The following is a 25,345-nucleotide window of genomic DNA, read 5'->3' as shown; positions in this document are numbered from 1 at the left end:
GACGGGGGCGGATAGGCGCTCGCGGCCTATAAGTCCCGCTCCGCACTCGCTTCGAGGGCGGCGAGGACGTCCGCGACGCGCGTCGCCTCGTCGGCGTGTTGGCAGGCGGCGCGGAGCGCCTCGACCCGCTCGGGGGGGAGGAGTCGGCCGGCCTTCGCTTCGAGGGTCGCCCAGTCCATCGGCTGCGTGGGGTGACCTGGGTAGGCGCCGACCTCGGCGTGGTGGACGCTTCCGTCGTCGCGTTCGACGTCGACGACGGCGGGGAGCAGGCCGGCCTCGAACTGCGCGGTGAGCCCGGGGGCCTCCTCGACGGCGACGGTCGCGGCGAGGCGGCGCACGGCCTCGTCGCCGAGGATGTCGGCGAGGTCGGTCGGCCCGCTGACGAGCGCCGCGGCGACGGAGTACGGGAGCGAGCGCGCGGCGTCCGTGACCGTGTCGGGCGTCGGATCGTTCGCGGGCGCGGGGAGCGTGAGCGAGTCGAACGTCCGGACGGTGACGCGCTCGACGGCGTCGGGGTCGAGCGCGACGCGCGCGCCGAGGTCGGCGGCGGCCGCGACCGCGGCCTGCACGGCGAACGGCCCGCGCACGCGTCTGGCGGCGACGTCGTGGACGCGCTCGCACGCCGGATCGAGCGCGAAGCCGTCCTCCTCGGCGTGCGCCTCGATGGAGTCCGTGTCCTCGCCGAACTCGCAGGCCGCGCCTTCGCGTGCCTCGTCGACCCCGTCGTCGGCAGCTGCGCCGTCCGCGTCGCCCGCGCCGTCGGCGAGGACGCCGAGGACCGGGTGGCCGACGAAGGGGTCGGCGGGGCCGGCGACGCCCGCGGCGGCGAGCGACGCGGCGGTGACGCCGGCGCGAGCGGCGAGCGGTCCCGCGAGGTCGTGGTCGGTTTCGTCGGGACCGGCGCCGAAGGACGCCCCGTTGGCGACGGCGAGCGAGACGGCGTCCCGGGTCGCCGCCGCGTCGAGCGAGCGGGCGCGCGCCGCCCCGGCGGCCGCGGCGACGAGCGTGTGGATCGCGGGCCTCCACCCGTGTTCGCGGACCGGGACGTGCCACGCGAGTTCGCCGTGGACCTCGTACGTCGCGGCGAGCGCGGCGACGAGCGTCTCGCCGTCCACGTCGGCGGCCTCGGCGGCGGCGACGACGGCGGGCACGGCCTCGCTCGGGTGGCTCGGGCCGTCGGGCGCGAGGAAGGCGTCCGCGGCCGCGGAGCCGCGAACGCGGGCGGCGTTGTGGAGCGCCGCGGCCGCCGGGCCGGCGCGCGTCGAGGCGGCCCAGCAGGCGCAGGCGTCGCCGCCCTCTCCCGCGGCGACGTCAGCGGCCGCGCCGGCGACGTCGGAAGCGACGTGCGCGACCGCGAGCGCGTCGAAGAGGCGGCGCTCGGTCGCGTCGGCGACGGCCGCGGAGAGGTCGTCGTACGTCACGTCGGCGACGAAGGCGGCGATGTCGGCGGCGGTCGTCATACGCGGGTGTGGGGCCGGGGACGGGAAAACCAGTCCGGATCGCGTCGTCCGGGACGCGGCTCAGTACGCGAAGACGTCCCACGTCCACTCGCCGAGCGAGCGCGCCCCGAGGGCGTCGGGCCGGCGGGCGTCGACGGCGGGGCCGCTCGCGGCGTCGTACGTGAGGTTCCGGACGAGGTCGTGCTCGCCGATCGTCGCGTTCAGCCGCGCGGAGCCGCCGAGGACGACGCCGCGCTCGGTGTCGAGGCGCATCCGCACGCGTCCCGAGCGCACGGTCGCGTCGTCGGCGTCGGCGTCCTGTAGCGCGTCGAACACCGCGCGGCCGTCGGTGAGGGCGACCGTCCGGGTGTCGGCGGTCTCGTCGACGGTCGTCCACGCGCCCGTGCGCGGATCCGGGAGACCGTACGGGAAGCCGTCGGTGATCACGCGCTCGTCGCGGAGGGACCAGTAGCCCGGGAGTGCGTACGCGCCCCGCGAGTCGTGGACGTCGCGCTCACCGAGGGCGAACAGGCCGGGGGAGAACCCGGCAACGCCGTAGACGACGCCGCTGTCCGCGTAGCCGACGGCGGGACGGCGTGCGCCCTGATCGACCGTGAGGCGGATCCGGCGATCGGTGCGATCGACGGTCGTGGTCGAGACGAGAGCGCCCCCCTCGCGTGCGTGTCGGACGGTGACGCGGTGGTCGCGCGCGGCCGTCCGGTCGAGCGCGGCGGCGTACGCGTCGGTCGCCTCGGCGGGGAGCGACGCGGGCCCCACGTCGGGCGTCGGGCGCGTCTCCGTCACGCGGATCGCGCTCGCCCCGGCGACGAGAGCGGTGAGGAGGAGCGCGACGAGAGCGACGCGCCTCGCGGGCACGGGCGTCGGGGAGCGCGATCCGCCGCGGCCGCGGCGGGCGAGCGCGACGTGCACCGGATAGGCGAGCGTGCCGAGGAGCACGAGCGCGCCGATCGCCGAGACGAACGCGACGCCGAGCGAGACCAGCGCCGCGGTCCGCGTCGGGTAGGTATCGCGGGCGAGGGCGACGCAGACGCCGAAGAGACCGAGAGCGACGAGCGCGCAGGCGAGGTGGAGCACGAGGACGACTGCGATCCGCCGGCGGTCGCGGAAGCGAAGCGGCGCGCGGGCGACGCTGCGGAAGTCGGAAAGGTCGTCGCCGCTCGCGGCGCGCGCGACGGCGGGCGCGAGGAGGCCCCACGCGACGAACGCGCCGGCGGCGACGCCGAGGAGCGGCGTGAGGTGGACGGCGACCGTCGGGACGGTGCCGCCGGTCGCGTAGATCGCCCAGCGGACCAGGGTGTCGAGCAGGAGGAAGACGGCCGCGCCGCAGGCGAGCGCGACGAGGTGGCCGGCGACGGCGAGTACGAAAAGCGCCGGGCCGCGTTCGCGGAGTCGCGCGCGGAGAGCGAACGCGGACGTCGCGTCCGGGACGGCGACGCAGACGTTGACGGCGGGCGCGGCCGCGCCGAGGAGCGGGAGGGCGACGACCGGCGGGCAGAGGACGCCGAGCAGGGGGTGAACGGTGGCGAGCGCGAGGCGGAGGAGGACCTCACAGAGGAGCGCGCCGGCGGCGAAGCCGAAGACGCGCGGGCGATTCAGCGCGACGCGGGGGCCGTCGCGGAGGGCGTCACGGGGTGCGGGCATCGCTCGCACGTCCACGCGGTGCGCCCTTGACGGTTTGGCCGGGATCGACGTGTCTCGGCGGGCCCGCCGGGACCGACGTCGCGGGCCGGGCTAGCGGTAGGGGACGTCGATCGTCAGGCCGTCGTGGGCGAGGATCGTCTCGCCGTCGTGTTCGTCCGCGGCGTCGGCTTTCAGCGCGCCGACCGCGCCGCCGTAGCGCGAGGAGATGTGAGTGAGCGCGAGGCGTTTCGCGCCGGCCTCGCGGGCGATCCGGCCGGCTTCGCCGCCCGTCGAGTGGGCGGTCTGACGGGCGCGCTCGGCGTCCGCGTCGGTGAACGTCGCGTCGTGGACGAGGAGGTCTGCGTCCTCGGCGGCGGCGACGGTCGCGTCGGTCGGTCGGGTGTCGCCGGTGTAGACGAGGGTTCGGCCGGGGCGCGGATCGCCGACGACCTGCTCGGGTCGGACGACCGTGCCATCGTCGAGTTCGACCGCGTTACCGGCGTGGAGTTCGGAGAACTTCGGGCCGACGGGGACGCCGAGCTCCTCCGCGCGCTCGCGGTCGAAGCGGCCCTTCCGATCGTCCTCGACGAGCGCGTACCCCACCGAGTTCGTCCGGTGGTCGGTCCGGAACGTCTCGATGCCGTACGCGTCGCGTTCGAGGACCGTCTCGCCCGCCGAGACCTCGTGGACGTCGAGTCGAAACGAGGGGGTCGCGCCGATGGCGGTGACGAGGTCGCGCAGTTCGGCGCCCGTTCCGCGGGGCGTGTAGACGTCGAGCGGGCGGTCGCGGTCGTTGAAGTCGAGCGTCTGGACGAGCCCGGGGAGCCCGAAGACGTGGTCGCCGTGGACGTGCGAGACGAAGACGGCGTCGACGTCGAAGCCGGTGCCGTAGCGCATCATCTGACGCTGGGTGCCCTCGCCGACATCGAAGAGGAAGGCCTCGCCCTCCCGTCGGACGTGGAGCGCGCTCGTGTTGCGCTCGACGGTCGGGACGGCCCCGCTGGTGCCGAGGAAGGTGGCGGAGAGAGTCATGGTGGGAGTCGGGTCGGAGGGCGTAAACCGCCTTCGGAACGCCGGGGGGCACTCTCGGCGTGCGAAAACGGACACTCCGTTTATCCGGGGGGCGCTCCCAGTGGCGGGATGGATGAACCGACAGGGACTGCTCGCGGTCTGTCTGGTCGCGCTCGTCGTGCTCGCCGGGTGTGCCGGCGGACCGGGCGGCGGGACGACGAGTACGACGAGCGACGACGGCGGGGCGACGAGTACGACGAGCGACGGCGGGACGAGCGGTTCCGGGACCGTCGTCACGTACCTGAGCGACCGGCCGGCGGCGATCGATGACTTCGCGCACCTGAACGCGACGGTGACGCGAGTCGGCCTCCATCGTGTGAGCGCGGCCGGAAACGAGAGCGACGGGGCGAACGCGACCGCGGGCGGCTGGCAGACCGTCGACGTGAACGAGACGGTCGATCTCACCGAGCTCCGCGGCGAGAACGCGACGCACATCGTGAACCAGAGCGTGCCGAGCGGAACGTACGACAACGTCTTCGTCTACGTCAGCGACGTGAACGGCACGCTGACCGACGGGTCGAGCGCGGCGGTGAAACTGCCGTCCGGAAAGCTCCATCTCGCCACGACGTTCACCGTCGAGGCGAACAGGACGGTGGACTTCGTCTACGACCTCGCCGTCCACGGGACGGGCAACGGTCGCTACATCGTCCGCCCGAACGCGGGTGAGTCCGGTGCGGACCAGCCGCTGCGAGTCGTCGGCGACGGCGGGACGAGCGCGAACGCCTCGGCCTCGGCGGACGTCGACCTCGCCGTCACGCAGAACGACGGCGCGAACGCGAGCGAGAGCGTCAACCTCACGGTGGCGGAGAACGTGAGCGCTGAGGGCGAGAGCGTGACGAGCGGGAACGAGACGACGACCGCCGGCGCGGGCGCGAACGCCACCGTCGAGGCGACCGCGGCGGCGACCGCCGGGGACGCCTGAGCGGTACGCAACCGCCCCTTTCTTTGCCGGGCGAGCGGTAGGACGGGGTGATGGACGCGCCGCTCTGGACGGACACGCACGCGCCCGCGATCGCCGATCTCCCCCAATCGTCGGTCCGGGATCGGCTCCGCAACGCCCTCGACGAGCCGCAGAACCTCGTCGTCCACGGGCCGGCCGGCGCGGGGAAGACAGCGGCGGTGCGCGCGCTCGCCCGGGAGGCGCACGCGGACGCCGAGAACGACCTCGTGGAGGTGAACGTCGCGGACTTCTTCGGGATGACGAAAAAGGAGGTGAGCGAGGATCCGCGCTTCGCGCGGTTCATCTCCGCGAAGCGCCGACGGAACTCGTCGAAGGCCGACCTCATCAATCACGTCCTGAAGGAGTCGGCGAGCTACGCGCCCGTCACGGGCGACTACAACACCGTCCTGCTGGACAACGCGGAGGCGATCCGCGAGGACTTCCAGCAGGCCCTGCGACGCGTGATGGAGCAGTACCACGAGGCGACGCAGTTCGTGATCACGACGCGCCAGCCCACGAAGCTCATCCCGCCGATCCGTTCGCGCTGTTTCCCCGTCTCCGTGCGCGCGCCGACGGACGCGGAGACGGTCGCGGTGTTGGAGTCGATCCTCGCTGCGGAGGGCGTCGACCACGACGCGGACGGCCTGGAGTTCGTCGCGGGCTACGCGGACGGCAACCTCCGCAAGGCGATCCTCGCCGCGCAGACGACCGCCGAAGAAGCGGACGAGGTGACGATGGACGCAGCCTACGAAGCGCTCCAGGACGTCGGCCTCGACGACACCCTCCGGGAGATGCTCGACGACGCGGCGAACGGCGAGTTCACCGACGCGCGCTCGACGCTCGACGACCTCCTCGTCGACGAGGGGTACGAGGGGGCGGAGCTCCTCCGCGAGCTGTTGCGCGTCGGGCGCTCGAAGTACAGCGGCGACGAGCTCGCGGAGCTCCACGCGCTCGCCGGCGAGATCGAGTTCGAGCTGAACGAGGGGACGAACGACCGCGTCCACCTCTCGCGGCTGCTCACGGAACTGGGGCGCGAGGCGTGAGGCGAGCCGACGACGCGGGCGGACGGCGCGACCGCGGTGCGCGCGGAGGAGACGGGGGACGATGACCGGCGAAGCGGGAGACGGCGGAGACGCGCGCGGGGACGCGACCGCGGAGGACGCCGGAGCCGCGAGCGGGGAGGCGAGGGGCGGCGTGCGCGGGTCGCTCCGCCGGACGGGCGCGCGCCTCGAAAGGGCCACCGCGGGCTGTATCGCCGCGCTCCCGTTCGCCGTCGCGCTCCTCCCGATCGTCCCCGGCTGGGCCGCCGTCGCGCTCGTGCTCGGCACCGGGGCCGCGGCCGTCGCGCTCGTCGAGACCGATCGGCTCCCCGTCACCTACGGGGCGTTCTTCCGGTGGGCGCTCGCCACGGGCGTGCTCGGCTACGCCGGCTGGCAGCTCGCCGCGCTCGACGTGCCGCCGGCCGACGCGGGCGTCGCGTTCGCGTACGCGGTCGCGGGCGCGCTCGTCGCCGTCCCCGTCGCCACCTACCGGCGCATCTGGGGCGTGCTCGTCCTCGACTAGGCGAGCACGAGGACCGTCCGCGTGAGCGAGCGGTGCACGCGGCGCTCGAAGCGCGCCTCGACCGACCAGCCGGCGTCGCGGGCCTCCGCGCGCCAGTCCCGATCGGCGACGAGGACGCAGCGGTCCGCGGCGACGCGGCGCACCTCGGCGAGCGCGCCGGCGACGAGATCGGCGAGGTCGTGCGTCTCGATCTTCGACTGGCGGCCGTACGGCGCGTCGAAGACCGCGCAGTCGAGCGCGTCGTCGCGGAGCGCGAGGCGGGTCGCGTCCCCCCGCAGAACGTCGTAGTCGTCGAGGTAGTGCGCGAGGTTCTCGTCGGTGCCCCGGACCATCTTCTTCTGGGCGTCGTTGCCGACGACGGCCGCGCCGACGAGGCCGGCCTCGATGAGCACGCCCCCCGTCCCGCACATCGGGTCGAGCAGGCGGGCGTCCGCGTCGGCACCCGCGAGGTTCACGCAGGCCCGCGCGAGGAGCGGGTCCATGCTCCCTGGTTGGAAGAACGGTCGGTCGGTCGGTCGGCGCGACCCGTAGTCGCGCACGGAGGCGACGGCGTGCCAGCCGAGACAGCAGACGCCGTCGCTGAAACACGCGCGGAGTTCGTGGTCGGGATCGTCGAGGTCGACCGAGAAGCCGCGATCGACGAGCGCGCTCCCGAGGGCGCGCTCGGCGCGCTGAGTGTCGACGCCCGTCGTGTTGCGGACGTCGCGGGCGCGGACGGCGACGCTCCCGACGCGATCGGTGTCGGCCGCCGTCAGGGCGGCGACGGCGGCGTCGATCGTCGCGTCGGTCCGCGCGAGGAGCGCGTCGGCGTGCCGGGTGTAGGCGAGCGTCCGCACGCCCGCCGGGTCGACGTCGGCCGCGACAGCGAGACCGGGCGCGACCCGTTCGACGTCCGCGGCGGCCCCGGCGGCCGCCTCCGCGGCGGCGAAGGCGTCGTCCTCGCCCGCGAGTTCGAGGCAGTACACGCGCTCACTGCGTCGCCCACGACCCTCGTTCTGTCGAACGGAGCGGCGATATAAGGCAGTCGGTGTCGGTATCGCCAACATTTATAAAGGTTAAATACGACTTAAAGACGAAGGATGACCGACCCGAAGGAAACCATCAACATTGAAAACGTGGTCGCGTCGACGGGTATCGGACAGGAGCTCGACCTCCAGTCCGTGGCGATGGACCTCGAAGGGGCGGACTACGATCCCGAGCAGTTCCCCGGTCTCGTCTATCGCACGCAGAACCCCAAGAGCGCCGCGCTCATCTTCCGTTCCGGCAAGATCGTCTGTACCGGCGCGAAGAGCACCGAAGACGTCCACGAGTCCCTCCGCATCGTCTTCGACAAGCTCCGCGAGCTCGACATCAAAGTCGAGGACGAACCCGAGATCGTCGTCCAGAACATCGTCACCTCCGCGGATCTGGGCCACCAGCTCAACCTCAACGCCATCGCCATCGGCCTCGGACTCGAGAACATCGAGTACGAGCCCGAGCAGTTCCCCGGCCTCGTCTACCGGCTCGACGGCCCCGAGGTCGTCGCGCTCCTCTTCGGCTCCGGCAAACTCGTCATCACCGGCGGGAAGGAGCCCGAGGACGCCGAGAAGGCCGTCGACAAGATCGTCTCCCGGCTCGAAGAGCTCGGCCTGCTCGAATAGTACCTTTTGCCAGCGAGGCGCGCGGAGCGCGCCTCGCTGGCAAAAGGTACGCTAAAAGCCGTCGTCACCCCCTACGGGGGTTCCTCGGCCTCGCCCAACGGGCGAGTGAAACGGCGACCTACCGGGCTCTGACGAGCCGCTCGGTCACCGGACGCTAGCCCATACAGCTTTCGTCGTCCGGTCTCTTCATGGAACGGTTGTTAAGGAGATCGACAGACTGTATGGTAAACAGAATAACCCAAAATAACATTATGTAAAGGCCTGATCGATTTTTAACCAGACCCTCAGGTCAATCTCTGGAAGTCGTAGTGGGATGTGAATATATGCGGTGGATTATATTCTGAGGTAGAATTACTCTGCCCCTGTATATTCTATAACTTCGACACTACCATCACCCGCCCGTATTGTCGCTCCCTCAAATGAATAATTAACTGATATCTTTTGCGAGGTTCTTCCATATGATGAATTGGCTGTTATCAGGCAAGACATATCTGTTGGGTTTTGGGGGATAGCGTTAGATAGATAAGCTGTATTTTCAGAATCGACGGATATAGTGCGTTTGATTATACGTTCGCCTTGGTCATCGATCTGGATATCAAACTCGAGTTTCTCCATAGTCCAATTGGCTACTCCAAGGTCATATGGAGATGTCCGGTCGTTCGAAAGAGTGACAGCTGTTGTAGAACTGCTTGTGTCATCGCCAGTATCACTTACCATTGAGCATCCAGTAAGCCCGACGATGGCCCCTGTTCCTACAAATCTAATTACGTCTCTACGGTTCATAGTGATTCTATGTGTCCTACATCAGGTATAATATTTCTGAGGTTGAAAGGAAGGCCATAGTTTTGTGGAGTAGTGGCAAATTGGGGCACGTTTCATCCTTGCGTCTGCTCTCGTTGGCGCTGTAGTCGAGAGAATAGGTCGGTCGGAGTCTGACATTCTTGGACTGGTGGATTTCTTTGTGGGCGCGCTATTTGCCTTCCTCTTACTCTACCATCTAATATTCATCTGATAAGTAGATCGGCTGTACCGAACGTTCCACGGGATTAGCGTCCGGCGACCGAGTGGTCCGTCAGGACCCGGTAGGTCGCCAGTTCGCCGCGAGCCGGCGGCTCGCGGGCCGACGAGCGACTGTAAGGAGCGAGAAGTTTTGGTCGAGCTTTTGAAGCGACGGCGGGCGACGCGCGCCGAGCGCTGCAAAGGGTCGTTCTATTCGACGAGGCGTTCGATTTCTGTGACGAGGATGTCGCGCGCGCCGACCGCCTTCAGTTCGGCGACGGTGGCGAAGACGTCGCGTTCGTCGACGACGGCGTGGACGGCGACGCTGTCGTCCCCTTCGACGTCCATGACGGTCGGGCCGCCCATCCCCGGCAGGACGTCCTCAACGGCGTCGAGTCGGTCCTGCGGGACGTTCAACATCACGTAGCGCTTGCCGGCGGCGTCGAGGACGGAACGGAGGGCGGTGACGACGCGATCGACGTCCGCGTCGTCGGCGACGTCGTCGCGGGCGAAGAGGCGCACGGAGGAGTCGAGCACCTCGTCGACGACCGCGAGGTGGTTCACGCGGAGGGTCGTCCCCGTCGAGGTGATGTCGACGATGGCGTCGGCCATCTCGACGTGCGGGGTGAGCTCGGTCGCGCCCGTCACCTCGACGACGTCGACGTCGATGTCCTTCCCGTCGAAGTAGTCCGCGGTGACGTTCGGGAACTCGGTGGCGACGGTCAGGCCGTCGAGGTCCGCCGGGGCGTCGATACCGCCGTCCTCGGGCGCGGCGAGGACGAGTCGACAGGAGCCGTATTCGAGGTCGAGGAGATCGCTGACGTCGTCGACCCGGGACTCGCGGTGCTGATCGTAGCCGGTGATGCCGAGGTCGGCCGCGCCGTCCGCGACGTACTCGGGGATGTCGGCGGCGCGCGCGAACAGCACGCTCACGTCGGGGTCGACGGTGTCCGCGTAGAGTTGGCGATCGGCGCCGGCCTCGACGGCGAGGCCCGCGCGCTCGAGCAAGTCGAGCGTCGGATCGTGGAGGCGACCCTTGTTCGGGACGGCGATCTTCATGCGGGTACGTGGCAGGGGGAGACCTAAGCGTTAGCGGTGAGCGTCGGGGGCGCGTCGGTGATCGGTGACCCGCGAAACCGACGGATTGAGGCGAGACCATCCGAACTATCGGACATGACCACGCTCCGTATCGCGGACGGTCGCGTCCTCCACCCGGACCTCTCGGTGCGCGAGGGCGACGTGCTGGTGGACGACGAGTCGGGCGAGATCGTCGCCGTGGGCGACGTCGAGGCGGGCGACGAGACGCTGGACGCGGCGGGCTGTCTGGTGATGCCCGGGCTCGTGAACGCGCACTGCCACGCAGCGATGACCCTGCTACGGGGGTACGCGGACGACAAGCCCCTCGACGCGTGGCTCCGCGAGGACGTCTGGCCGGTCGAGGCGGAGCTGACGGACGCGGACGTCCGCGCGGGGACGGAGCTCGCGCTCGTCGAGCTCGTGAAGGCGGGGACGACGGCGTTCGCGGACATGTACTTCTCGATGGACGAGGTGGCCGAGGCGGTGGCCGACGCGGGACTGCGCGCCCGACTCGGACACGGCGTCGTCGGCGTCGGGAAGGGCGAGGACGCGGCGCGCGCCGACCACGAGGAGAGCCTCGCGTTCGCCCGCGAGTACGACGGCTACGCGGACGGCCGGATCCGGACGATGTACAGTCCGCACAGCCTCACGACGGTCGACGAGGCCCTGCTCCGGGAGTACGTTCCCGAGGCCCGCGAGATCGGGGTGCCGTTGCACTTCCACGCGAACGAGACGCGCGACGAGGTCGACCCGATCGTCGCGGAGCGCGGCGAGCGCCCGCTCGAATACGCGGACGACGCGGGGATGCTCGGTGGCGCCGACTTCATCGCGCACGGCGTGCACAGCGACGCGACGGAGATCGAACTGCTCGCCGAGCGCGGAACGGCCGTGGTACACTGCCCGGCGTCGAACATGAAGCTCGCGTCAGGCGCGGCGCCGATTCCGGCCTACCGCGAGGCGGGCGTGACGGTCGCGCTCGGGACGGACGGCGCGGCGTCGAACAACGACCTCGACCTCTTCGACGAGATGCGCGACGCGGCGATGCTCGGGAAGCACGCCGCCGGGGACGCGAGCGCGGTGCCCGCGGAGGCGGTCGTGGAGATGGCGACCGCGGGCGGCGCGGACGCGCTCGGTTTCGACGCGGGACGGATCGCGGTCGGACGGAAGGCCGATCTCGCGGTGGTGGACTTCGAGGCGGCGCACCTGACGCCGACGCACGACGCGGTGTCGAACCTCGCGTACGCGACGCGCGGGAGCGACGTCCGACACACAGTGTGCGACGGCGAGGTGCTCGTGCGCGACGGCGAGGTGCAGACGCTGGACGAGGACGCGGTGCGCGAGCGCGCCGCCGAGCACGCGCGGGACCTCGTCGCCCGGGCTGAGTAGACGGTGCTCGCGGGGGCGGCGAGCGCCCGCGGATCGACGGACGACGCCGGCGTGACGCGCGCCCACGCGCGGTATCGAAGCGCTTTCCCCCCGGCCCGTCGTTGCCGGGGTATGGACACGGCCGCACCTATCAGCGACCGCCTCGACGACGTGGACGCGAACGTCGAGGAGGGGCGACGGAAGATGGACTGGGCGCTCGAACACATGCCCATCCTCACCGCGCTGCGCGAGCGGTTCGCGGCGGGCGAACCCCTCGCCGACCACCGGATCGGGATGGCGCTCCACGTCGAGGCGAAGACCGCGGTCCTCGTCGAGACGCTCGCCGAGGCGGGTGCCGACGTGGCCGTCACGGGCTGTAACCCCCTCTCGACGCACGACGACGTGAGCGCGGCGCTCGACGCCCACGAGAACATCACGTCGTACGCGAAGCGCGGCGTGGACGACGAGGCGTACTACGAGGCGATGGACGCCGTCATCGACCACGAGCCGACGATCACGGTCGACGACGGCGGCGACCTCGTCTTCCGCATCCACCAGGAGTACCCCGAGCTCATCGAGGACATCGTCGGCGGCACGGAGGAGACGACGACCGGCGTGCATCGCCTCCGCGCGATGGATCAGGAGGGCGCGCTGGAGTACCCGATGTTCAACGTGAACGACACGCCGATGAAACACCTCTTCGACAACGTCCACGGGACGGGGGAGTCCGCGCTGGCGAACATCGCCATGACGACGAACCTCTCGTGGGCGGGCAAGACCGTCGTCGTCTCCGGTTACGGCTACTGCGGGCGCGGCGTGGCGAAGAAGGCCGCCGGTCAGAACGCGAACGTCGTCGTCACGGAGGTCGACTCGCGGCGCGCCTTGGAGGCCCACATGGAGGGCTACGAGGTCATGCCGATGGACGAGGCCGCGAAGGTGGGCGACGTCTTCGTCACGACGACGGGCAACCGCGACGTCATCACGGAGAAGCACTTCGCGAGCATGCAGGACGGCGTCGTCCTCGCGAACGCCGGACACTTCGACGTCGAGATAAATCTGGAGGAGCTCTCCGAGCTCGCCGTGAGCGAGCGCGAAGCCCGCGAGGGCGTCCGCGAGTACGAACTCGAGGACGGGTCGCGCGTGAACGTCCTCGCGGAGGGGCGTCTCGTCAACCTCGCGTCGCCGGTGGCGCTCGGTCACCCCGTCGAGGTCATGGACCAGTCCTTCGGCGTGCAGGCGGTCTGCGTCCGCGAGCTCGCCGAGAATGGGGGGGAGTACGACGCCGGCCTCCACGGCGTCCCCGACGAGCTCGATCGGGAGGTCGCGGAGACGAAACTGGACGCGGAGAACATCGAGCACGACGTGCTCTCGACCGAACAGGAGGAGTACATGGGGTCGTGGCGTCACGGGACGTAGGCGACAACCGAGCGGAGTGAGGGCGTCGCCGATACGCGAACGGCGCCAGCCGTGAGCGCCGTCTGCGACGACGAGCGACAGCGAGGGCGCCGCTAATACGCGAATGCCGATAGAGAGCGGCGCCCGACTACGGGAGGTAGAAGTCCGACTTCTCGTGGTGCGCGGGGGACTCGTCGGTGAGCATCGAGATGTCAGAGGGGTCCCCGTTCTGGACGATGTGGATGTCGTAGGCGTCCTCGGCGGCGACGGAGGCGCCGACGCTCCCGAGCGTGGACGAGATGCCGCCCGCGTTCTCGCTTCCGATGAACACGATCGAGGCGTCCTCGTCGCGGGCGAGGTCGCGCAGTTCGCCGGCGATCGTGCCGGAGGGAGCGAAGCGATCGACGATGACGTGCTCGAAGTCGGCCGCGGGGGCGATCGATGCGACCTGTTGGTGGAGTCTGGCGACGATACGCGAGCGGTCGAACGACTCGTCCGGGTGTAGCCATCCCCGCTCTCGGGCGTAGTCGCGGTTTCCCGCCGGGATGACCGCCGCCGCGACGACGCGCTCCTCGAAGGCGTCGGCGAACTCGACGGCCCGGACGAGCGCGGTCCGCGAGAGCACCGACCCGTCGAACGGAACGAAGAACGTCACGGGCGGGACATCGACCGGCGGCGGCAAATATGTTCTCGCTGTGTCGCTAGGTGCCGGCTTCCCGGACGTCACTCCCCGCCGCGGACGACGTGGCCGTACTTGAGGAGGGCGACGAAGACGGTGCCGCCGAGGACGTTCCCCGCGGTGGCGACGACGAGGAACCGGAGGAAGGCGGTGAGGGGGTACGCGTCGGAGACGAGGACGCCGCCGAGCACTTCAGCGGTCCCGGCGATGGAGTGCGGGAGGTGCGCGAGCCCGATCGCGGCGGTGACGAGCCAGACGACGGCGAAGCGCGAGAGGGTGCTGTCCGCGCCCGCGACGAGCCACGAGAGCAGGCCCATCAGCCAGCCGGCGAGGATGGCGCCCACGAACACCTCCGGCGGGCCGTGCGCGAGGAGCGGGGCGGCGAGTTCGACGAGCGCGGACCGCTCGACGATGCCGTAGGCGGGCGCGAGCCACACCATCGCGACGGCGAATACGCTCGCGCCGACGACGTTCCCGACGTAGACGAGACTCCAGAGCCGCGCGAGCGCACCGAGCGACGCGCGTCGGTCGAGAACGGGGAGGACGGCGAGCGTCGTGTGCTCGGTGAAGAGTTCGGAGCGCCCGAGGATGACGAAGACGAACCCGATCGCGTAAGCGTTGGCGATCAGAAACGTCCGCACGGCGTGATCGTAGAGGCCGGCGGTCAAGGTGAGGACGACGCCCATGAACAGCGGGCCGAAGCCGATGTCGAGGCCCGCCGAGAGCCCGGAGAGCAAGAGCCCGTCCGCCGGCCGCTCCAGTTCGTTCAGTCCGGAGCGGATCTGTCGGGCGAGGATGTCCGTGCTGGACGCGCCGGCGGATGCTGCGTCCTCGCTCGCCGGGACTGTCGGGTCGCCGTCGTGACCGTCGCTCACTGGTCGGACGTTCGGCCGCCGGTCGATTAAGCGTCGGGCTTCCCGGCCGCATCGCCCGGTTTATCTCCGCGGGGCGGGGAGTAGCGGTATGGTGCGAAACGAGAAGGGCGATCGCCGCGAGCGCGAGCTCGTCAACCGCCTCGACGAGGCCGGCTTCGCGGTGATGCGCGCCCCCGCTTCGGGGGCCGCGACGACGCGCGAACTCCCCGACGTCCTCGCGGGCGACGGCGACGTCTTCTACGCCGTCGAGGCGAAGTCCTCCGCGGGCGATCCCATCTACCTCACCGGGGAGGAGGTCGAGGCCCTCGTCTACTTCTCGCAGAGCTTCGGCGCGCGGCCGAAGATCGGCGTTCGCTTCGACCGGGAGGACTGGTACTTCTTCCACCCGAGCGACCTCCACGTCACGGACGGCGGGAACTACCGCGTGAAAAAGGAGACGGCCCTCGACGAGGGCGACACGATCCCCGACCTGCGGGCCGCGGGCGAGGGCGACGACGACGCGGACGTCGAGGGCGTCCTCCAAGCCGTCGCGCGGGGCGTGCTGAGCGTCGAGGAGGCGACCGAGATGCTCTGAGATGAGATGCGCTCGCTCTCGGAGTACGTGGCTTATCGCGGGAGGCGCGTGAGACGCCCGCGCGGGAAGGCGTACGAGCGGACGCCGCGCTCGCGGAGGCGCTGGGGCGTCGGATCCCGGAGCGGATAGCAGGCCTCGACGACGACGTCGTCGGGGTCGTAGCCGTCGTTCGTCGGATGGGTGGCGACGGTGTGGTCGCCGACGGCGACGTCGCGTGCCCGCGCCGACAGCGTCTCGACGACGGCGAGGACGTCGCCGCGCTCGCGATCGCGGACGAGGTCGCCCGGGTCGAGCGTGCAGTCCTCGCAGTAGACCGGATCGGGAGCGGCGGCGGCGACGAAGCACGGCGCGCCGCAGTCGGCACAGGCGGCGTCGCGCTCGCCGGGCGCGGGGACGCGGCCCGCGGTGACGTCGATGGCGACGCGGCGGAGGTGTTTGCAGCGTCGGCCGCGATACGTGTGATCGGGGCAGTCGCACGTCCCGACGTCGAGGTCGACCGTGTAGGCCGTACCGCCGCGGACGACGACGTCGTAGCGGGCGCCGCCGAGCGCGACGACCGCCATCGGTTCGCTGCGCGCGCGGGCCGCTCGGCTGTCCGTCGGACCGCCCGGCGAGAGGGGCGCGAGCCGCGAGTGTGTGGTGCTGGTGGGTTTCGTGGACACCATACGAGAACGTAGGCGATCGAGCGCTAAAAGGCCATCACCGGCCCGTGTGCCGACCGAGAACGGCGGTTCGGTCCGGCCCGGACCGCCACGCTTTTGCGCGCACTCCGGGAACAGGGGGTATGTACATGGAACGCGAAACCGCCGTCGAGGCGGGGGTCACGCTCGTCGCCGTCGCGGTCTTCGTCGCCGTCGTCATCCTCGGCGGCGAGGTGAGCGCCGCGGGTCTCACCGAGAGCGGGGCGTACGCCGTCGTCGGCGCCATCGTCGCCTTCATCCTCGTGATGGCCGGCGCGGGCTACTACCTCTCGACGAAGCAGGACTGAGAATCCGCACGAGTCGAGTCGAGTCGAGTCGAGCCCCCGCGTCACTCGGCCTCGCGTTCGTCGCGCCAATCCTCCAACTCCTCCTCGTCGGCGTCGTCGATCTTCGCCTCGTAGTAGCCGAGCGGGTGACTGATGTGCTCGCAGAGCGCGTCCGGATTCACGCAGTCGCCGTAGGCCTGCATCGTCGCGCACGACGGCGCGGTGTACTCCGTCGGGCTCGACTCGCCCTTGATGTGGTCGGTCTGATAGCGCGTCATCTCCTCGCCGAACCCGGGGTTTACCTCGTAGAGCTCCACGATCTCGTCCGTCGAGAGCCCGATGTTCCCGAGGAAGGCCGTCAGCGCGAACCGGGAGTGGTGCGCGAGGTGGTCGCCGCGCTGGACGGCGTCGAGGAGGTGTTGCATGCAGGGCGGGAAGAGGTCGGGGACGACGGTGTCGATCTCCGTGGTGAGATCGAGGTCCGCGAGGGTCTCAGTGACCGACGCGACCGCCCCGTCGAGCGCGTCGCCGATGGCGTCCGGGATGTTCAGGGGGAGCCCCTCCTTCACGCGCTCCTCGACGGCCTCCCGGAGGAGGTCGTCGAGTTCGGGTTCGCTCACGGGGACGTCGCCCCGATCGAGCGCGCGGTTGACGAGGCGCCACTCGTCGCCGCGCAGCGACGACGCGTAGCGGAGGTAGGCGGCGACGCCGATCAGGAAGCCGCCGTCGCGTCGCGGGGTGACGGCGTCCCCGACGTCGAACTCTCGGAGGAGCGCGGTCCGCGTGATCGCGGCGCGCCCGTCCTCGCGCCCGAAGTCCTCGCGGAAGCGCTCGGCGGCCCGCGAGGCCTCGGCCTCCGCGTAGTAGCGCGTGCAGACGTTCTGATCGACGAGCGAGACGATGACGCGCGCGACCGGGTAAGAGAGGAGTTCGACGCGGTCGGACGCGACCGACTCGCCGACGTCCCGGTCGGTGATCGCCGCAGTGACGCGCTCGGTCGCGCGCTCGACGACGGCGTCCTCCTCGCGGACGACCTCGACGAGGTCCACGCCCGCCTCCTGAACGGCGCGACGGGCGTCACCGAGGAAGGGGTATCGGGCGTGGCGGCGTTCCATACGAAACGTGGGTGGGGGCGGACGCCGATAAAGCGCCCGGTCCGGCGGGACCGCAAGAGGGTTGGCGCGGCGGGCCGCACCACCGGTATGCGCCTCGCGCCCGGCACGCGGCGATACGCCGTCCCGCCGCTCGCCCTCGCCGTCCCCCTGCTGTTCGTCTTCGCACCCGCCGGCCTCGCCTGCGCCGCCCTCGGTTGCTTCGTGCTCTGGTTCCACCGCGATCCGGACCGGGACGTCCCCGAGTCGGGCGTCGTCGCACCCGCCGACGGTCGCGTCAGCGTCCTCCAGGTCGAGGACGGCCGCGTCCGCGTCGGCGTCTTCATGAACGTCACCGACGTCCACGTGAACCGCGCGCCGCTCGACGGCGTCGTGGCGTCCGTCGACCACCGGCCCGGCGCACACCGCCCCGCGTTCTCGAAGGAGTCCGAGCGCAACGAGCGCGTCCGGATCACCACCGACAGCTACGAACTCGACCTCATCGCGGGCGCGTTCGCCCGCCGCGTCCACCCCGCCGTCGAACCCGGCGACACCGTCGCGCGGGGCGAGCGGGTCGGCCACATCTCCTTCGGCTCGCGCGTCGACGTCCTCCTCCCGCCCGAGTACGACGCGACGGATGTCGCCGTCGCCGTCGGCGATCGCGTGACGGCGGGCGAGACGGTCATCGCGTAGCGGGAGTCGATCAACAGTGGTCGTCGAGGAGCGATCCGAGTTCCGCCGCGTACTCGTCGTAGTCGTAGCCGAGGCGCGAGAGCCACATGTGCTGGTAGGCGGGGTGGAGCACCGGGAGCACCGTCGCGCCGAGCGACGGACAGGCGACGGGATCGAGGACGGTGTCGAGGAACGAGTCGAGGTCGCGCCCCGCGGCGTCGAACATGACCCGCGTCGCGTGTTTCCCCGTGGTGACGACGACCGACGGATCGACGGCCTCCAACTCGGCTTCGAGGTGCGTGAAGCAGTTCGACAGCTCCGCCTCTCGCGGTTCCCTGTTCGACCCCTCGCCGTCGGGGGGGAAGCACTTCACCGCGTTCGTGTAGAAGACGTCCGTGTGTCCCGAATCCGCGAACAGCTCGCGGACGATCCGCCCGGAGTGACGCGCCGTGTACGCCATCCCGGTCCAGTTGCCGCCCCGCCACCGGTCCTCGTCCGGGGTACCCGCGCCCGGCGCTTCACCGACCGCGACGACGTCCGCGTCGAGGGGACCGTTGCCCCACGCGATACACTCGCGGGCCTCGACGAGGGCGGGACAGCGCGCACAGCCCGGCTCGATCGGATGGGCGTCGTCGGGGTCGGGGAAGGCGGGATCGCTCATGGGCGAGTAGACGCGCCGGCGGCGAAAGAGCCGTGCGGTCCTCAGCGCTCGTCCGCGGCGGGGAGGGCGCCGGCGAAGAGCGACGCGAGCGCGAAGACGAGCGCGAGGACGCCACAGGCGCTCAGCGCGAGGCGGGCGAGATAGCGGAGGTCGGGCGCGAACGCCGCCGCGTCGCCGGTCAACGCGGTGTGGCCGAGGACGTTCGCCTCCGGAACCGCCGCGACGTAGAGCGGATTGGCGAGGCAGGCCGCGGCGACGACGAACAGCGCGCCGGCGAGCGCGTGCGCACGGTGCATACGTGTGCGTGGCGACGCGAGCACGTGGGTCTTACGCGAGCGTCCGATGTCTCGTCGAAAAGCGCCGGAGCGTCTAGTCCGACTGAATACGGGGTGCAAGCATGAAAGTAACAGATCCCAAACCTTCGGCGAAGTCGAAGTGGAGCTTGACAGGGAACTCCTCGCCGAGTTCGAGGGTGACTTCGGCGTCCTTGGGGAGCGCCTTGTTCATGTCCTTGAGGTAGTCGAGACTGAAGAGCGAGCGCGCGTCGCCGGCCTCCAGGTCGATGAGGTCCTCGCGTTCGAGTTCGAGGTGGACGTCGTCGGTGTCGCCCTCGGCGTCGACGTAGAAGAGTTCCGTCTCGGCGTCGACGCCGAGCGCGATGTGGTCGGAGACCATGTCGGCGGCCCGGACGGCGCGGTCGATGTCCGCGCCCTCGACGACGACCTGCGCGGGGAGGTCGAGGTCGGGGAGGTCGGGCTCCTGACGGATACTGTCGGGGTCGATGAGCGCGAGAGTGTATTCGAGGCCCTCGATCTGGATGTGGAGCTTGCGGGTCTCCTCGTCCAGTTCGAGCTGGACGAGCTGGCCGGCGTCGGCCATCCCGGCGATGTCCTCCAGCCGCGAGAGGTCGACGCCGATGAGTCCGCCGTCGGCCTCGTAGGACTCGAAGGCGTCCGCGGAGAGGGTCAGGTCCACCATCCCGACGTTCGCGGGATCGACGGCGCGGATCTCGAGGCCGTCGTCGTTGAGGTGGATCTTGCACTCGTCCACCAGCACGCTCACGGAGTCGAGCGTGTCCCGGAGCGTGTCGGCGCTCACGATCGCCTTGAACATCTTGGACGTCGGTAGGACTGGCCCGTACAATAAACCCCCGGATGCGCGCGCACGCGTGAGAGTGCGGACCGCGGGACGCGACGGGGCCCGGCACGTGCGGGGAGCGAAGCGGACTCAGTACCGCGCGGCGAGCCGATCGCCGGCGTCGAGCCCGCAGCGGAGCGCGGCGTGGAGTCGCGGCGCGCCGGCCACCCAGTCGCCGACGACGTGGAGGTCGTGCTCGCGCGCGGCGGCGACGGGGGCGTCGGCGACGCCGTCGCGCGGGAGGGCGTAACGCCACCCCTGCGTGTCCGTCCAATCGGGGTCAGCGAGTCGGTCGTCGTCGAGGATGTCGGCGGCGATCCGGGCGAGCGCGGCGGCGTTCTCGTCGGGCGAGTCCTCGAAGTGCGCCGCGCTCCAGTCGGCGTTCGCCTGGACGACGAGGACACTCTCGCCGTCGGGGACGTGGCCGGGCTTGCACGCCTCGCGGGCGATCCAGCCGACCGCGTGTTCCTTCTCGGGGTTCACGAGGGCGTAGTACGGCGCCTCGATCTCGAAGGGGTAGTGGAGGACGGCGGTGTAGATGGAATCGAAGGGGACGGCGGCCGCGGCGGCGTGCAGCGTCTCGCGGGCCTCGGCGTCCCACGCCGCGTCGCGGAGGAGCGCGGCGGTCTGGGGTGCGGGTGGGTCGCAGACGAGCGCGTCGAAGGGACCCCAGCGTTCGCCGTCGGTGTCGACGACCGACCACGTCTCGGTCTCGGCGTTCCGGTCGAGCGTCTCGGCGCGCGTGTGGCGGTGGACGGTCGCGTCCGTCCCCGCGAAGAGCCGCTTTGCGATCTGCGTCAGCCCCGCGGCGTAACTCCACTTACGCCGATCGTCGTCGCGGCCGGGCGAGACGTCGCCGTCGGCGTCGAAGGTGTAGACCGGGTCGGTGACGTCCGCGAGGCCGTCGGTCCCGAGCACGTCGGCGACGAGGTCGTTGACGCGCGCGTCGTCGTCGCGGAGGTAGTTCGCGCCGTAGTCGTACGTGACGTCGTCGCGGCGTCTGGTCGCGGCCCGCCCGCAGACGCCGCCGGACTTCTCCAGTACCGTCACGTCGGCGTCCGTCTCCCCGTCGACGACGTGTGCGAGCGCGGCCGCCGCCGGGCCGGCGCCGACGATACCGATGTGAGCCATACGGGACCCACGAACGACGGGATGTTAAGCGATCGGGCGCGCGGTCGATCCGGTCGCCCTCCCGGCGCGGCGGCGCGGCCGAGCGAAGGGGGTAAACGGCGCGGCGCCCTCGTTTCGGCCATCATGGCCGGAAAAGACGACTACTACAACCGGGCGAAACAGCAGGGGTATCGCGCGCGCTCGGCGTACAAGCTGAAACAGCTCGATCGGTCGTTCGACCTCATCGAGCGCGGCGACACGGTGGTCGACCTCGGCGCGGCGCCGGGCGGGTGGCTCCAGGTCGCCGCGGAGGAGGCGGGGGCGCACGGACGGGTCATCGGCGTCGACCTCCAGCGGATCGACGACGTGGAGCGCGGCGACGCGCCCGTCGAGACGATCAGGGGCGACATGACCGAGGACGAGACGAGAGCGGCGATCCGCGAGGCCGCCGACGGTCGCGTGGACGTCGTCGTCTCCGACATGGCGCCGAACATGACCGGCGAGTACAACCTCGATCACGCCCGATCGGTCCACCTCGCCCGCCAAGCCCTCGAAACCGCGGACGACCTCCTCGGCGAGGGCGGGAACTTCGCCGTGAAGGTCTTCCAGGGGCAGGACCTCGCGGACTTCCAGGCGGACGTCGAACGCGAGTTCGCGTTCTCTCGGACGACGAGCCCGGACGCCTCGCGGGAGTCGTCCTCCGAGGTGTACGTCGTCGGGAAGAACAAACTGACCGGCCCGGTACGCGTCGGGGACGAACTCACCGTCGAGGTCACGGACGTCGGCGAGGAGGGCGACGGCATCGCCAAAGTCGACGGGTTCACCCTGTTCGTCGACGGCGCGGCGGCGGGCGACGAGCTCCGCGTGGAAGTGACGGACGTGAAGCCGCGCTTCGGGTTCGCGGAGCCGATCGAGGAGTAGCGGCCGTGCGGTCTTTTTGACGCCGCCGAGCGAGGGATCGGTATGGAGCCCGTGGACGCGACCGACCTCGACTGGACGGGGACGGACACCGATCGGATGACCGTCCGGCGGAAGAAACTGAGCGCGGCAGCGGGCGGCGACGCGCGGTCGTACGCCGAGGCGACGTCGGCGGAGTCGACGGCGAGAGAGGAAGCGGACGAGACGGGGTGATTAGTCCGTCGGCGTGACGCGTCCGCCCCGCCCGCGGTCGCCGAGGAGGGCGACGACGGCGTAGACGAACGGCGTATCGCAGAGCGCGATCAGGATTTTGAGGAGGTACTGTCCGACCATCAGCGACGCGAGGACGCTCCCGGGGAGCGGGCGGCCACCGAGGAGCGTCGGGGCGAGCCAGAAGCCGACGCCGACGAAGAGGACGGTGTCGATGGCCTGACTCGTCGCCGTCGAGCCGATGTTGCGTAGCCAGAGGTACGCGCCGTCGGTGCGCCGGCGGAGGGCGTGGAAGACGAAGACGTCCCAGTTCTGGCTGACGAGGTACGCACAGAGCGAGCCGGCGACGATGCTCGTCGAGGAGCCGAGGACGGCGGCGAACGTGCCGGGGTCGATGGAGGAGGCCGCGGCGGGCGCGAGGATCGTCGACCAGACGAGGGCGAGCAACACGAGGTTCATGGCGAAGCCGGTGTTGACGACGACGGTGGCGGCCCGGCGACCGTAGAGTTCGCTGTAGCAGTCGCTCGCGAAGTACGTGAGCGCGTAGGCGAGCGCCGCGCCCGGCATCACGAGCGTGCTCCCGGTGACGGGGAGGGAGACGGGGACGTCGAAGGCGAGGATCTTCGCGGCGGTCAGTTGCGCGGTGACGAGCGCCGTGACGAAGAGCGCGACGAGGACGACCCGGCCGGTGGCGAGCGGCGTTTCACCTTCAGGCATCGTCCCCGACGTCGTGCTCGTCCGATAGGCGACCGTGCCGAGCGTCGATGTCGTCGAGGACGTCGAGCGTCTTACGGAGCGAGGCGCGCACGGCGTCCGATCGGTTCACGAACTTCCCGTCGTCGCCGACGTGGTCGTCGAGGTCGTCGAGGAGCTCCTGCGGGACGTCGACGGATATCTTGGGCATAGTCGAGTATTCGAACCCGAATAGTTAAACGACGTGTTCGTTACGCCGGGCGTCGCTCGGGCGCGGGTTCGTCGGCGGTCGCGCCACCGCCGCCGCGCCGGCCGCCGAGGGTGACGATCCAGAGGCCGGCGAGACCGACGAAGAAGGCGACGGCGATGGGCGCACCGACGACGACCATCGTGTAGAGGCTGTCGGGGGTGACGAGCGCGGCGAAGCCGAACGCGGCGAGGACGAAGACCCGCCAGCGCCGGCGCATGCTCGGGTAGCCGACGACGCCGGACCAGTGCGCGAGCCACATCGTCACCGGGACCGTGGCGAGGAGGCCGATCCCGGCCGTGGTCATGAAGACGAGCCAGAGGAAGTCGCTGATCCGGTAGCTGATGATGACCTGCGCCTGCAGGGCGTCCCAGACGAGGTAGGAGATGATCGTCGGCGCGACGTAGATGTAGCCGAGGACGCTCCCCGCGACGATCGTGACGCCGATCGCGCCCGCCCAGACGGTGACGACGCCGCGACGCGCCGCGATGAACCCGCGCTCGCGCAGCGCCGGCCAGATGAAGAAGAGGACGAGAGGGATCGTGGCGATCGCGGCGACCACCGTCGAGAGCTTCACGGAGAAGATCAGCGCCTCGACGGGGTGGAGGGCGACCGGCCAGCCGAGCGCCTCCGGGTTCCCCTGGAGGGCCCCGGCGGGGATGCGCCCGATGAAGTCGTCGCGGACGAACCCGAGGCCGCCCCGGTAGAGGAACCCGAAGACGACCGCGAGGACGAGCATGAACCAGCCGACGAGCCAGAAGAGCCGCGAACGCAGGCTTCCGAGGATGAACTGGAGGTCGTGGTAGTAGCCGCCGATGTCGTCCTCGGTCGTCTCCTCCTCGGTGAAGGCGTCGAGCATCCCCGCACTCGTCCGGGAGAAGACGTTGCCGGACTCCTCGGCCGCCGCGGCCTCGTCCGCCCCGTCGGTGCCGTCCCCGCTCTCCTCGCCCTCGCTCTCGGCCGCGGCGCGGGCCTCGGCCTCGTCGAAACGATCGAGGATCGCACCGGCCTTCTCCTTCTCGTCGTCCGCCATCGCCTCGTTGGCGAGGCGGAGGGCGTCGTCCTCCTCCATCGCGTCGAAGCGCTCGTCCGGGGCGGCGCGCACGCCCGCGGCGTCGAGCACGTCGAGGTTTATGTTCTCGGGCTTCGGGGCGCGCCCGCCGTAGACCGCGGACTCGGCGCGGGCGGCCGCGGCGATGGCGTCGTAGACCGCGTAGGCGAGCACGAGAACGAGCGCGAGGAGCGCGACGACGGCGCCGACGACGGCGAGCGAGGCGTCGGGGCCGAGCCCGACGAGAGCGGTCGCGGTCGGGACGCCGCGGGCGGCGAACGCGTCGAGCGCCCCGCCGACGAGCGGGAGGTCGGCGGCCGCGGCGCGGGCGAGCGCGTCGTTCACCGCGGCGGCGCCGCCGTAGCCGAAGAAGCCGTAGCCGAGGAGGAAGCCGAGGACCGCGCTCCCCGCGAGGACGTTCCAGCGCCCGCGGAGTTCGGCGCGGAGGTCGACCCGCTCGCTCCCGCGGCGGGCGAGCGTCACGACCTTCGCGAGGTAGAGGCTGACCGCGTAGAGGAGGAGCAGCGGCACCGCCCACATGATCTGGGTGAACGGATCGGGCGGGGAGAACAGCCCGCCGAAGACGAAGATGGCGACGACGGCGTGCTTCCAGTAGTCGCGGAACGTCTCGTAGGGGACGACGTCGAGGTAGGAGAGCGCCGTCATCACGAGCGGGAGCTGGGCGGCGACGCCGAAGGAGATGGCGAGCACGAGGATGAACTGCGTCCACGCGACGATGGAGTACATCGGCTTGATGTTCGCGCTCATCGCGTTCCCCGCGAGGAACTCGAACATCAGCGGGAAGAACAGCTCGTAGGCGTACGCGACGCCGACGAACGCGAGGAAGAGCGCGACGAGCGCGCCGCCCGCGAGGTGCCAGACGGAGAGCGAGACGTCGGGGACGATGTCGCGCTCCGCGAGCGGCCCCTTCGCGTAGTAGAGCAGGATCGGGAGGGCGAGCAGGACGCCGACGACCATCCCGATCTTCACCTGCAGGAGGATGACGTCGAACGGCGTCTGGAAGATGACCTCGACGCTCGAATCGAGACCGAGCTTCGTGATGAGGTCGCGTTTCAACGCGGGCCAGATGTACGTCCGCATCGCCATGATGCCGCCGAAGAGCCCGACGACGAACGCGATGAAGACGACTTGGAGGCGCTTGCGCGCGGCCCCGACGACGACGCCGATCGTCTCGCGGCCCGTGTCGACAGCGCGGGCCGTGTCCTCGCTGATGACCCCCGGGTCGCTCATTTGTGTCCGGTAGCCGGTTTCCCGTTATCAATCTTCCCGTCGGCACCCAAAAGAAAGCCTATAACGCCCGCGTCGCCAA

Annotated in this window: 29 protein-coding genes; 12 read left to right on the top strand and 17 right to left on the bottom strand. The window is 70.6% G+C overall.

Features of this window, described 5'->3' with window-relative positions; all coding sequences use genetic code 11:
- Nucleotides 1-26: 26 nt before the first annotated feature.
- The 3 genes from J2754_RS02400 to rnz all read right to left on the bottom strand — a co-directional run bounded on the left by J2754_RS02400 (nt 27) and on the right by rnz (nt 4,112).
- Nucleotides 27-1,460 (bottom strand): MmgE/PrpD family protein, encoded by a 1,434-nt coding sequence (locus J2754_RS02400; protein WP_211086589.1) that lies wholly within the window; start codon nt 1,458-1,460, stop codon nt 27-29.
- A 60-nt stretch (nt 1,461-1,520) separates the two neighbouring features.
- The gene (locus tag J2754_RS02395; RefSeq protein ID WP_211086588.1) at nt 1,521-3,101 is read right to left on the bottom strand and encodes a hypothetical protein; all 1,581 of its coding nucleotides are present in this window, start codon (nt 3,099-3,101) and stop codon (nt 1,521-1,523) included.
- 90 nt (nt 3,102-3,191) lie between these two features.
- Nucleotides 3,192-4,112, bottom strand: a complete 921-nt coding sequence (rnz, locus tag J2754_RS02390) for a ribonuclease Z (protein WP_211086587.1) — start codon at nt 4,110-4,112, stop codon at nt 3,192-3,194.
- Nucleotides 4,113-4,224: 112 nt separating this feature from the next.
- On the opposite strand from rnz, the gene J2754_RS02385 reads away from it, so the two are divergent.
- The 3 genes from J2754_RS02385 to J2754_RS02375 all read left to right on the top strand — a co-directional run bounded on the left by J2754_RS02385 (nt 4,225) and on the right by J2754_RS02375 (nt 6,654).
- Nucleotides 4,225-5,073: a DUF4382 domain-containing protein gene (locus J2754_RS02385; protein ID WP_188877454.1), complete on the top strand. Its 849-nt coding sequence runs from the start codon at nt 4,225-4,227 to the stop codon at nt 5,071-5,073.
- A gap of 50 nt (nt 5,074-5,123) precedes the next feature.
- A complete protein-coding gene (locus tag J2754_RS02380; protein ID WP_211086586.1) occupies nt 5,124-6,134 on the top strand; it encodes an AAA family ATPase in 1,011 nt (336 codons plus the stop codon).
- Between the two features lie 61 nt (nt 6,135-6,195).
- Nucleotides 6,196-6,654 carry a hypothetical protein gene (locus tag J2754_RS02375; protein ID WP_188877451.1) on the top strand — a complete coding sequence of 153 codons (459 nt, stop codon included), beginning with the start codon at nt 6,196-6,198 and terminating at the stop codon, nt 6,652-6,654.
- Here J2754_RS02375 and J2754_RS02370 read toward each other — a convergent pair.
- Complete coding sequence (locus J2754_RS02370) at nt 6,651-7,619, bottom strand: THUMP domain-containing protein (RefSeq protein WP_211086585.1); 969 nt, start codon at nt 7,617-7,619, stop codon at nt 6,651-6,653. The two genes, J2754_RS02375 and J2754_RS02370, sit on opposite strands and share 4 nt — an antisense overlap.
- Nucleotides 7,620-7,733: 114 nt before the next feature.
- Here J2754_RS02370 and J2754_RS02365 point away from each other — a divergent pair, with 114 nt between their 5' ends.
- On the top strand, nt 7,734-8,294 hold the full coding sequence (locus tag J2754_RS02365; RefSeq protein WP_021779984.1) for a TATA-box-binding protein: 561 nt from the start codon (nt 7,734-7,736) through the stop codon (nt 8,292-8,294).
- Between the two features lie 351 nt (nt 8,295-8,645).
- On the opposite strand, the gene J2754_RS02360 is transcribed toward J2754_RS02365, so the two are convergent.
- On the bottom strand, nt 8,646-9,077 hold the full coding sequence (locus J2754_RS02360) for a hypothetical protein (RefSeq protein WP_211086584.1): 432 nt from the start codon (nt 9,075-9,077) through the stop codon (nt 8,646-8,648).
- 79 nt (nt 9,078-9,156) lie between these two features.
- Between J2754_RS02360 and J2754_RS16815 the strand changes: the two genes are divergently transcribed.
- A complete protein-coding gene (locus J2754_RS16815) occupies nt 9,157-9,306 on the top strand; it encodes a DUF8144 family membrane protein (RefSeq protein ID WP_483420137.1) in 150 nt (49 codons plus the stop codon).
- 197 nt (nt 9,307-9,503) lie between these two features.
- On the opposite strand, the gene hisG is transcribed toward J2754_RS16815, so the two are convergent.
- Nucleotides 9,504-10,352: an ATP phosphoribosyltransferase gene (gene hisG / locus J2754_RS02355; RefSeq protein ID WP_188877447.1), complete on the bottom strand. Its 849-nt coding sequence runs from the start codon at nt 10,350-10,352 to the stop codon at nt 9,504-9,506.
- Nucleotides 10,353-10,466: 114 nt separating this feature from the next.
- Between hisG and J2754_RS02350 the strand changes: the two genes are divergently transcribed.
- Both J2754_RS02350 and J2754_RS02345 read left to right on the top strand, forming a co-directional pair.
- The gene (locus tag J2754_RS02350; RefSeq protein WP_188877446.1) at nt 10,467-11,756 is read left to right on the top strand and encodes an amidohydrolase; all 1,290 of its coding nucleotides are present in this window, start codon (nt 10,467-10,469) and stop codon (nt 11,754-11,756) included.
- Between the two features lie 111 nt (nt 11,757-11,867).
- Nucleotides 11,868-13,151 (top strand): adenosylhomocysteinase, encoded by a 1,284-nt coding sequence (locus J2754_RS02345; protein ID WP_211086583.1) that lies wholly within the window; start codon nt 11,868-11,870, stop codon nt 13,149-13,151.
- 127 nt (nt 13,152-13,278) lie between these two features.
- On the opposite strand, the gene J2754_RS02340 is transcribed toward J2754_RS02345, so the two are convergent.
- Entirely contained in the window at nt 13,279-13,785 is a 507-nt protein-coding gene (locus tag J2754_RS02340) for a universal stress protein (RefSeq protein WP_211086582.1), read from the bottom strand.
- Between the two features lie 68 nt (nt 13,786-13,853).
- Nucleotides 13,854-14,684 (bottom strand): formate/nitrite transporter family protein, encoded by an 831-nt coding sequence (locus J2754_RS02335; RefSeq protein WP_211086581.1) that lies wholly within the window; start codon nt 14,682-14,684, stop codon nt 13,854-13,856.
- A gap of 88 nt (nt 14,685-14,772) precedes the next feature.
- Between J2754_RS02335 and hjc the strand changes: the two genes are divergently transcribed.
- Nucleotides 14,773-15,258: a Holliday junction resolvase Hjc gene (gene hjc, locus J2754_RS02330; protein WP_211086580.1), complete on the top strand. Its 486-nt coding sequence runs from the start codon at nt 14,773-14,775 to the stop codon at nt 15,256-15,258.
- Nucleotides 15,259-15,290: 32 nt separating this feature from the next.
- On the opposite strand, the gene J2754_RS02325 is transcribed toward hjc, so the two are convergent.
- Nucleotides 15,291-15,923 carry an SWIM zinc finger family protein gene (locus tag J2754_RS02325; RefSeq protein WP_211086579.1) on the bottom strand — a complete coding sequence of 211 codons (633 nt, stop codon included), beginning with the start codon at nt 15,921-15,923 and terminating at the stop codon, nt 15,291-15,293.
- Between the two features lie 119 nt (nt 15,924-16,042).
- Here J2754_RS02325 and J2754_RS02320 point away from each other — a divergent pair, with 119 nt between their 5' ends.
- Entirely contained in the window at nt 16,043-16,246 is a 204-nt protein-coding gene (locus tag J2754_RS02320) for a DUF7472 family protein (protein WP_211086578.1), read from the top strand.
- A gap of 41 nt (nt 16,247-16,287) precedes the next feature.
- Here the strand turns inward: J2754_RS02320 and priL are convergent, their stop codons facing one another.
- Nucleotides 16,288-17,340 carry a DNA primase regulatory subunit PriL gene (priL, locus tag J2754_RS02315; protein ID WP_211086577.1) on the bottom strand — a complete coding sequence of 351 codons (1,053 nt, stop codon included), beginning with the start codon at nt 17,338-17,340 and terminating at the stop codon, nt 16,288-16,290.
- Between the two features lie 87 nt (nt 17,341-17,427).
- Between priL and J2754_RS02310 the strand changes: the two genes are divergently transcribed.
- Complete coding sequence (locus J2754_RS02310; protein ID WP_211086576.1) at nt 17,428-18,009, top strand: protein sorting system archaetidylserine decarboxylase; 582 nt, start codon at nt 17,428-17,430, stop codon at nt 18,007-18,009.
- A gap of 10 nt (nt 18,010-18,019) precedes the next feature.
- On the opposite strand, the gene J2754_RS02305 is transcribed toward J2754_RS02310, so the two are convergent.
- The 4 genes from J2754_RS02305 to J2754_RS02290 form a co-directional block, all read right to left on the bottom strand.
- On the bottom strand, nt 18,020-18,649 hold the full coding sequence (locus J2754_RS02305; RefSeq protein ID WP_211086575.1) for a uracil-DNA glycosylase: 630 nt from the start codon (nt 18,647-18,649) through the stop codon (nt 18,020-18,022).
- Between the two features lie 41 nt (nt 18,650-18,690).
- Nucleotides 18,691-18,945, bottom strand: a complete 255-nt coding sequence (locus tag J2754_RS02300; RefSeq protein WP_211086574.1) for a hypothetical protein — start codon at nt 18,943-18,945, stop codon at nt 18,691-18,693.
- Nucleotides 18,946-19,018: 73 nt separating this feature from the next.
- Nucleotides 19,019-19,762: a DNA polymerase sliding clamp gene (locus J2754_RS02295; RefSeq protein WP_211086573.1), complete on the bottom strand. Its 744-nt coding sequence runs from the start codon at nt 19,760-19,762 to the stop codon at nt 19,019-19,021.
- 114 nt (nt 19,763-19,876) lie between these two features.
- Nucleotides 19,877-20,917 carry an NAD(P)/FAD-dependent oxidoreductase gene (locus J2754_RS02290; RefSeq protein WP_211086572.1) on the bottom strand — a complete coding sequence of 347 codons (1,041 nt, stop codon included), beginning with the start codon at nt 20,915-20,917 and terminating at the stop codon, nt 19,877-19,879.
- Between the two features lie 123 nt (nt 20,918-21,040).
- On the opposite strand from J2754_RS02290, the gene J2754_RS02285 reads away from it, so the two are divergent.
- Together J2754_RS02285 and J2754_RS02280 are read left to right on the top strand one after the other, a co-directional pair.
- Nucleotides 21,041-21,817 (top strand): 23S rRNA (uridine(2552)-2'-O)-methyltransferase, encoded by a 777-nt coding sequence (locus tag J2754_RS02285; RefSeq protein ID WP_245332864.1) that lies wholly within the window; start codon nt 21,041-21,043, stop codon nt 21,815-21,817.
- 42 nt (nt 21,818-21,859) lie between these two features.
- Complete coding sequence (locus tag J2754_RS02280) at nt 21,860-22,027, top strand: hypothetical protein (protein ID WP_211086571.1); 168 nt, start codon at nt 21,860-21,862, stop codon at nt 22,025-22,027.
- Here J2754_RS02280 and J2754_RS02275 read toward each other — a convergent pair whose 3' ends face one another.
- From J2754_RS02275 to J2754_RS02265, 3 genes are read right to left on the bottom strand one after another with little or no spacing between them, the layout of a single operon-like run.
- Entirely contained in the window at nt 22,028-22,741 is a 714-nt protein-coding gene (locus tag J2754_RS02275; RefSeq protein WP_211086570.1) for a queuosine precursor transporter, read from the bottom strand.
- Nucleotides 22,734-22,928, bottom strand: coding sequence for a CopG family transcriptional regulator (locus J2754_RS02270; protein ID WP_211086569.1), 195 nt, complete (start codon nt 22,926-22,928; stop codon nt 22,734-22,736). The genes J2754_RS02275 and J2754_RS02270 overlap by 8 nt, the downstream gene beginning before the upstream one ends.
- A 40-nt stretch (nt 22,929-22,968) precedes the next feature.
- Nucleotides 22,969-25,266 carry a twin-arginine translocase subunit TatC gene (locus tag J2754_RS02265; RefSeq protein ID WP_211086568.1) on the bottom strand — a complete coding sequence of 766 codons (2,298 nt, stop codon included), beginning with the start codon at nt 25,264-25,266 and terminating at the stop codon, nt 22,969-22,971.
- Nucleotides 25,267-25,345: the final 79 nt, after the last annotated feature.

It is taken from the genome of Halarchaeum nitratireducens, assembly GCF_017874695.1.
Taxonomy (GTDB): Archaea; Halobacteriota; Halobacteria; order Halobacteriales; family Halobacteriaceae; genus Halarchaeum; species Halarchaeum nitratireducens.
This window is presented reverse-complemented; position numbering and strand designations above follow the sequence as displayed.